This window comes from Tabrizicola sp. (assembly GCF_051645465.1).
In the GTDB taxonomy this organism is placed as follows: Bacteria; Pseudomonadota; Alphaproteobacteria; order Rhodobacterales; family Rhodobacteraceae; genus Tabrizicola.
This window is the reverse complement of sequence record NZ_JBOFBI010000179.1, coordinates 1-6,941: the sequence shown is the minus strand read 5'-3', so window position 1 is coordinate 6,941 and position 6,941 is coordinate 1. Positions and strand designations below refer to the sequence as shown.

General features: G+C 63.8%; 9 protein-coding genes. All 9 read left to right on the top strand.

Translation table 11 applies throughout. The features are described 5' to 3' along the window. Positions 1–83 precede the first annotated feature (83 nt). Positions 84–794, top strand: coding sequence for a lytic transglycosylase domain-containing protein (locus tag ACRCSW_RS11415; RefSeq protein WP_438705165.1), 711 nt, complete (start codon positions 84–86; stop codon positions 792–794). A 5-nt stretch (positions 795–799) separates the two neighbouring features. Next, a complete protein-coding gene (locus ACRCSW_RS11410) occupies positions 800–1,114 on the top strand; it encodes a TrbC/VirB2 family protein (RefSeq protein WP_281470200.1) in 315 nt (104 codons plus the stop codon). A gap of 69 nt (positions 1,115–1,183) precedes the next feature. Further along, the gene (locus tag ACRCSW_RS11405; protein ID WP_438705163.1) at positions 1,184–1,459 is read left to right on the top strand and encodes a type IV secretion system protein VirB3; all 276 of its coding nucleotides are present in this window, start codon (positions 1,184–1,186) and stop codon (positions 1,457–1,459) included. Continuing rightward, positions 1,449–3,827 (top strand): type IV secretion system protein B4, encoded by a 2,379-nt coding sequence (locus ACRCSW_RS11400; RefSeq protein WP_438705162.1) that lies wholly within the window; start codon positions 1,449–1,451, stop codon positions 3,825–3,827. The genes ACRCSW_RS11405 and ACRCSW_RS11400 overlap by 11 nt, the downstream gene beginning before the upstream one ends. Beyond that, the gene (locus ACRCSW_RS11395; protein ID WP_438705160.1) at positions 3,824–4,030 is read left to right on the top strand and encodes a hypothetical protein; all 207 of its coding nucleotides are present in this window, start codon (positions 3,824–3,826) and stop codon (positions 4,028–4,030) included. The genes ACRCSW_RS11400 and ACRCSW_RS11395 overlap by 4 nt, the downstream gene beginning before the upstream one ends. 8 nt (positions 4,031–4,038) lie before the next feature. Continuing rightward, a complete protein-coding gene (locus ACRCSW_RS11390; protein WP_438705158.1) occupies positions 4,039–5,148 on the top strand; it encodes a lytic transglycosylase domain-containing protein in 1,110 nt (369 codons plus the stop codon). After that, positions 5,138–5,935 (top strand): type IV secretion system protein, encoded by a 798-nt coding sequence (locus tag ACRCSW_RS11385; RefSeq protein ID WP_438705156.1) that lies wholly within the window; start codon positions 5,138–5,140, stop codon positions 5,933–5,935. The genes ACRCSW_RS11390 and ACRCSW_RS11385 overlap by 11 nt, the downstream gene beginning before the upstream one ends. Continuing rightward, positions 5,935–6,438, top strand: a complete 504-nt coding sequence (locus ACRCSW_RS11380) for a hypothetical protein (RefSeq protein WP_438705155.1) — start codon at positions 5,935–5,937, stop codon at positions 6,436–6,438. The genes ACRCSW_RS11385 and ACRCSW_RS11380 overlap by 1 nt, the downstream gene beginning before the upstream one ends. Positions 6,439–6,441: 3 nt before the next feature. Next, positions 6,442–6,941, top strand: a 500-nt coding sequence (locus ACRCSW_RS11375; protein WP_438705153.1) for a type IV secretion system protein, incomplete at its 3' end; no start/stop codon positions are given.

The window sequence follows — 6,941 nt, the reverse complement described above, 5'->3', positions numbered from 1 at the left end:
CGGTCTTATCTCCTTCGCGGTCGAGTTGGGTCTGACCACGGTTCCCGTTCCTTTGAAGAAGGGCGAGAAGGCGACCTGGACCCATGACGCGGAGGCAGAACCTACCCCTTGATCTGACCCTCTGCGGCGGGCTGGCGCTCTGGCTTGCAGCCGGACAAGGTGCAGTCGCCGAGGTCATCGACCTCGGGGCAGGGGCTGAGGATCTGAGGGTTCGAGCCAGCGTCCTCGACTTTGGCAAAGAACTTCCCAAACGCGGCGATCTGAACGGCGCCGAATTCGCAGATGGTGTTGCGACTGATGCCGCTGAGAACAGTCTCGTTGTTCTTGCGTCCTATGGCACGACCCAGACGGGCAGCGGTCCGCGTGGCACGGCCGAGATCGAGGATCTCGTTCTCGACGTGGGCGACGACTACCTTCGCCATCCGGCCCTGAAAGCGGCCGGGCTCTCGGGGACGGAATGGCTCGCGCTCTTCCGGGCCAACATTGCCGTGGAATCCGCCTTCAATCCGGATGCGCGCTCATCGGTCGGTGCCATCGGCTTGGGTCAGCTGATGCCCGGAACCGCCGATCTCCTCGGTGTCGATCCCCATAATCCGGAAGACAATCTGCACGGCTCGGCCCGCTATCTCCTCGCCCAACTCGAGGACTTCGGCGCTGCCGATCTTGCACTCGCTGCCTACAACGCCGGACCCCAAGCGGTCCGCGATTACGGCGGCATTCCCCCTTATGCCGAAACCGAGGGCCATGTGGCCAAGGTTCTGCGGCTGACCAACGCAACCCTCAGTTCGGAGTAACTCCCATGTTCCGCAATCTCCTCAGTGCGCGATTGCCGCGCCTGGCTTTGCACACCCTTTTGCTGGCGCTGCCCTTCGCGGCGATCCTCGCTGAGCCCGCCCTCGCACAGAATCTCGACCCCTTGGAGAACATGCTTCAGACCGTGGTCGATGCGCTGACCGGCCCGATCGGCCGGCTGATCGCCATCCTTGCTGTCGTGGCCGCGGGATACATGATGTTCACTGGCCGCCTGAACTGGCCTCTGTTCCTCGCCATCTTCTTCGGCGTGGTCCTGGTCTTCTCGGCCGCGACGATCATCGACGGCTTCGCAGCCCCCTGAGGCTGATGCCAGCAGGGCAAACGGATCATTCACACCTTTTGCCCTGCGGCCTGATCCGGACACTTTCCCATGCATGACGCGCCCCTGTTTCTCGGCCTCACCCGGCCGCCGAAGATCTTCGGCCTGCCCATCGGCTATTTCGTGAGCCTGATGCTGGGCTCGGTCATCCCCTTCGTGGGCGCCAACGATTGGCGGTTTCTGCTGATCGGTGTCATCGGCTATCCAGTCCTGTGGTTCGTGGCAGACCGCAACCCGAACCTCTTCGAGACGGTCGCGGTAGTTTTCTCCCGGACACCGCGCACACGGGGCAAGTCAGCCTTGGGCGGAGATCGCCATGTCAGCTGACCTCAAATCCCTCTTCCCGGCCACTCCGGCGCTTCGATCTGTCGTGCGGCCCGGGGACCTCGCAGCCGAAACCCTCGCGCGACACTTGCCGTGGCTCTCCGCACCGGCGGACAATCTGATCCTGACCCGGCAAGGTGACCTGATCGCCGCTGCCGTGGTCGAGGGGCAGGACAGTTTCACGACGGAAGAGGGGGACCTCTCGCTCGCGACCACTTCGCTTGCGCGGCTGATCGGCCAGTTGGGCGAAGGCTTCGGGTTCCATGTCTCCAAGCTGACCCTGCCGGACGCACCCCAGCTCAAGCCCTTCGATGGTGAGGGCACTGGGGCCGAATTCGCGGCCATGGTCGATACCCGCTGGCAAGGGCATCTTCGCGCACGCACGCTGAAGCGGCGGGTGCTGGTGGTGTCCCTCATCCTGCGCCCCACGGCGCTGAAACGTGCCCCCCTTATAGGTGCACTTTTCAAGGCGGCCTTCACAGGCGATCTCGGTCAGCGGATCGAACGCCTGAATGAAGCGATGGGGCTTTTGGCCGGAGCTTGCCAGGGTCTGGGCTTCCGGCGGCTGACCGTTTCCTCCGGGGAATGGCTCGGTCTCCTGGGCGTCCTTCTCGGGCAGCCGATCGCAAAGGTCCTGCCGATGCGCGGCCAGTTTCTCAGTGAGGCAATCGCGTCATCGCAGATGACCTTTGCCGGCAAGCGGGTGGAGATCGAAACTGGTGCCGGGCAGCGTTTCGGGACGATTTTCGGCGTGAAGTCCTATCCTGCCCGCACCTGGGCGCGGATGCTCGATGCGCTGGAACTGCCCTACGACATCGTCATCACCAACAGCTTCACGCCCGCCCGCAACAACGAGATCGAAGAGCGCATCAAGCGCACGGCACGCCAGATGCGCGCTTCTGAGGATGCCGCCGAAACCCTGCGCCAGGAACTGTACGAGGCCGCGGACAACGTCGCCTCCGGCCGACAGGTCTTTGGCAAACATCACCTGACGGTCATGGTCACGGCCGAGACGCCGGAACAGTTGGAGGAGGCCGCCTCCGAGGTCTGGCGCGCAGGACAGGATTGCGGGGCGACTTTGGTGCGCGAGAGTTTCGCTTCGCGCGCGGCCTGGTTTGCACAAGCCCCGGGCAACTGGGCCTACCGTCCACGGACCGCGCTTCTGTCGGCCCAGAACTTCGCCCATCTGGCGGCGCTCCACCGGGTAACGGAAGGTCGCCCGAAGGTGCAATCGCCCTGGGGCGAGACGATCACGGCGTTGCCGACGGTCACCTCAAGCCTCTACCGTTTCAATTTCCACGACAAAGGCGAACGGGGTGCCGAGCCGAGCGCTGGCCACACGCTGGTGTTGGGCCGCACGGGGTCGGGCAAGACCTTAGGCACGGCTTTCCTGATGGCGCAGGCGCGGCGGGTTCATGCCCGTATCCTCGTCATTGACAAGGACCGGGGCCTCGAGATGGCCGTGCGGGCCCTGGGCGGCAGCTATTCTGCGATCCGGATCGGCGAGGCGACCGGCCTCAATCCGTTCCAGACCGAGGTCGATGAGCGCGGGGCGGCCTGGCTTACCGACTGGCTCGGTGACATCCTCGCAGGTTCACGGCCCTTCGAGACCGCCCAAACTGTCAGCCTCAACGCCGCTGTCCGTCAGATCGTTTCGGCCGATCCCCGGCTTCGGACGTTTGATGGCCTCGCAACTCTCGTCGCCTCGACGGACGACGAGGGCGATCTGGTGGGCCGGGTCCGGGAATGGGGGCAGGGAGGCCGACATGGCTGGCTCTTTGGGCCCGGGGCCACATCCCAGATCAGCCTATCCGAAGATGTGGTCGGCATTGACATGTCGGAGATCCTCGACCTCGGGACCGAGCGCTCAGCGCTTCTGGCCTATCTCTTCCGCCGCATCGAACGGGTGATCGAGGATCGCCGTCCGACCCTCATCGTCATCGATGAGGCCTGGAAGATGCTCGACGATCCGATCTTCGAGAAGCGCCTGCATGACTGGCTCGTCACCATGCGCAAGAAGAATGCCGTGGTGATGATGCTGACTCAGACACCCACCCATCTGACCCGGGTCAAAGTCGGCCAGATCATCGCAGAGAGTGTGGTAACGCAGCTTCTCTACCCAAACCCGCGCGCCAACCCCGAGGATTACCGGATCCTGCGGCTGAACGAGAAAGAGGCCGAGTTCCTCTGCACGCCGACAGGTGGCCTGCGCCTCGCCCTCCTGCGCTCGGCCGGTGACTCGGTCTTCGTGAACATGGATCTCGCCGCACTTGGACCTGCGCTCGCCGTTCTTGGCGGCGGCCGATCCGGCGAAGACCGCGCCCCCTATGGCTGGCGCGACGCCTCTGATTTCTGGAAGGACATGACGTGACCCGACGCACCCGCTTGATCCCCGCTTCCCTTCTCGGGCTCACCCTCCTCTCCGCCTGCGCCGGTGTCGAGACGGGGGCCGTCTCCCCCTGCCACGGTCAGTTCCGGGCCGAGGGCAAGTACTTCGCGGCGCGGGAGCAAAGCGACGGCACGACCGTCATCGTCTCGACGATGAACGCCCCCGACGCGACTTGCGCGAACTGAGGGTTCGCATGCGTCGCGCACCCCTCCTTCTCGGGCTTCTCCTGGGCACTGCGCTGCCCGTCGGCCTCATGGCCCAAGGCGTGCCGATCATCGACGGCTCGCGGCTCTCGAACTTCATCTCGCGTCTTGTCGAACAGGCCGAAGACGCCGTGAAGCAGGGAGAGAAACTCAGCACCCGCTCCGAGCTCAGCGAGATCGAAGACGACCAGCTGGCCGCCTATGAGCGTTTCCTCGCAGACACGACCGGCATGACCGACCTCAGCGGCTTCGAGACAGGGTCGGGAACCTTCCCCCCTGCAGACGAGGTCTATCCCCTTGAGGAGACGAGCCCAGAAAGCCAGCGGCTCTTTGGTGAGGGCGAGACGGTCGAGGCGATGATCATCGCCACGGCGGCGCGGTACGAGACACACCCTGGCGTTGTGAAGGTCGGGCTCACGCCCACGACCTGGCGCATTCTATTCCAGTCGCTGGTGAAGCAGGAGAGCGGGTTTTCCAACGCGGCGATCAGTCCGGTCGGGGCCATGGGCTTTTGCCAATTGATGCCCGGCACTGCCGCCGACCTCGGCGTTGATCCGACCGATCCGCTGCAGAACCTCGATGGTGGCGCACGCTATCTCGCGACCCAGCTCAACAGCTTCGGCCGGATCGACTTCGCGCTCGCGGCCTACAATGCCGGTCCCGGAAACGTCCAGAAATACGGCGGCATCCCACCTTTCGAGGAAACCCAGAACTACGTCCGCCGGATTTCTGGCTACTACGATGCCTACCTCTCGGTGATCACTGGCGCGGATATTACCGGCACTTTGGCGGGGGTGGAGGGTGCAAGTGCCGAATGGGGCAACATGTCCTCGGCCTTCATCGGCTATTCCGGCCAGCAGTCGGGCCAGATCGAGGCGGCCATGGCGCGGATCAAGGGGTTCCTTGAAGAGGCCAAGCCCCAGACCCCGAAAGAAGCGGTCGATCAGAACACCTACATGCTCGCCGAGCGTGCCCGCCTCACGGCCCTGACGCTGCGGCTGCGCGCGGGGGCGGTCAAGGTCGAGGCGGCGCACGGTCTCTCGGATGCCGCGCAAGCCCTGCAATACACGACATTTTGGGAGTATTCGGATGCACCGTAACCTCACGGCCGCAACAGCGGCACTATGCTTTTCTCTTCTCGGGTCAGCAGCCTTTGCACAGGGCGTGCCCGTCATCGACGGCACCAACCTCGCCAAGAACATCGAGCAGCTTCAAGCAGCACTTCGCGATGCCGAAAACCAGATTGCGCAGATCGAAGAGTTGAAGAAGCAGGTCGAGACCGGTCTCGAGCAGCTGACCAACCTCGAAGGCATCCTTGGGTCGATCTCGGGCCTGAACGAGATCGCGAGCCTCTACAACTCAGTGGAGGATCTGCGCTCGCGGGCTGCCAAGATCACCGACCTATCCGGCTTCCAGGACGCACTGACCATCGGGGATTTCGATGGGCTTCTGGATAGCCTCCTCGATGGCGATGTGACCATGGGCGACAAGATGGCCGCCGAATACATGCGCGACACGCTGGAAGGGGCCGGGCTGACCTCGGAAACCTTGGCCGGGTTGTCCTCCTCCGCCAATCCGCAGGACAAGCTCATCGCGACGACCGCTGCCACGAGTGCCACGGCCATGGGCGTGGCGCAGCTCTCCTACGAGGAAGCCGCCCAAAGCCTCGCGCGGATCGACGGTTTGGTGGCCGAAATCGCCAATCAGGATGGCCTGAAGGAAAGCATCGACCTCAACACCCGAATGGCGGCCGAGACCAACTACATGCTCGGCCAGATGTGGCGGTTGAACGCAGCTGCGGGGCTGGCCGCCGGGCAGACGGGTGTGAACTGGGCCGCAGAGCAGGCCAAGGAAAAGAGCTTCTTCGATTACTCGGGTGCCGAATGATGCGGCGGGCTTCTCACCACGTCGCGGCGGTTGCTGTCCTGGTCTGCCTTGCCAGCTTCGCTGCGGCGCAAGACATCGCTACTTTCAGCGACGTTCAGCTGATCGAAGAGACCCGGGAAGCGGTAGGCGCGCAGGATGCGGAGACCGCGCTGGATCTCCTGACCGAAATGCAGCGGCGCGGGACTGGTATCTTTGCGGGTGAAGAAACGGCGCGCTGCGATGAGGTGATCGACCTTCCAGAAGGGATCAACGACTGGCGCTTCAAGGGGGCGGCGCGGCAGGCCTACATCACAGCGGCGAAGATGCAGGCCCTGGAAAAGGGAACATGCGCTTGCCTCTTCGATGGCTTCAGCTTCGACAACTTCACGTCGGAGGTACTGGGCAAGCCAGATTCAGAACTCATCAACGAAGATCGGGCCGAGCTTGAGGGTTACCTCACGCAGCACCAACGCGAGACCGAGGCGCGCTATCGCGACCTCGAGACCGTCTGCCGGTCCATGTGATCCATGGCAATCATCGCCGACATCCTGACCCAGGTCGACGCGGCCGCAACTGCGGTTGGCGCCACGGCGTTCGATGCCGTGGCTGCTGAGATCGTGCCGATCTTCCGGATCGGCTCGGTTCTGGTGGTGGTGCTGGTCGGGATCAATCTGATGGCACAGGCCGTGCCAATGACCCTGCGCAATGGTCTCGGCCTGATGGTTCGGATCGCGGTTGCGTCGGCATTCCTGTCATCCTGGACGAACTTCAATGCGGTCTATGGCGTCCTGACCAATGCCCCTAGCGAGATCGGGGCGGTCGTCATCGAAGCCTTCGGCGGTGGATCGGGCAACCTCTATGAGGGGCTCGATTCGCTCTATTTGCAGGCCCTCGATGTCGGGCAGGCGATCAGCCAGAACGGCAGCTACATCACTGGAGCCCTCGCGGGCCTCCTGATGTTTCTCGTCGCAGCCCTGATGGCGACCGTGTCGATCATCGTGATCTCGGCCGCGAAGATCATGATCGG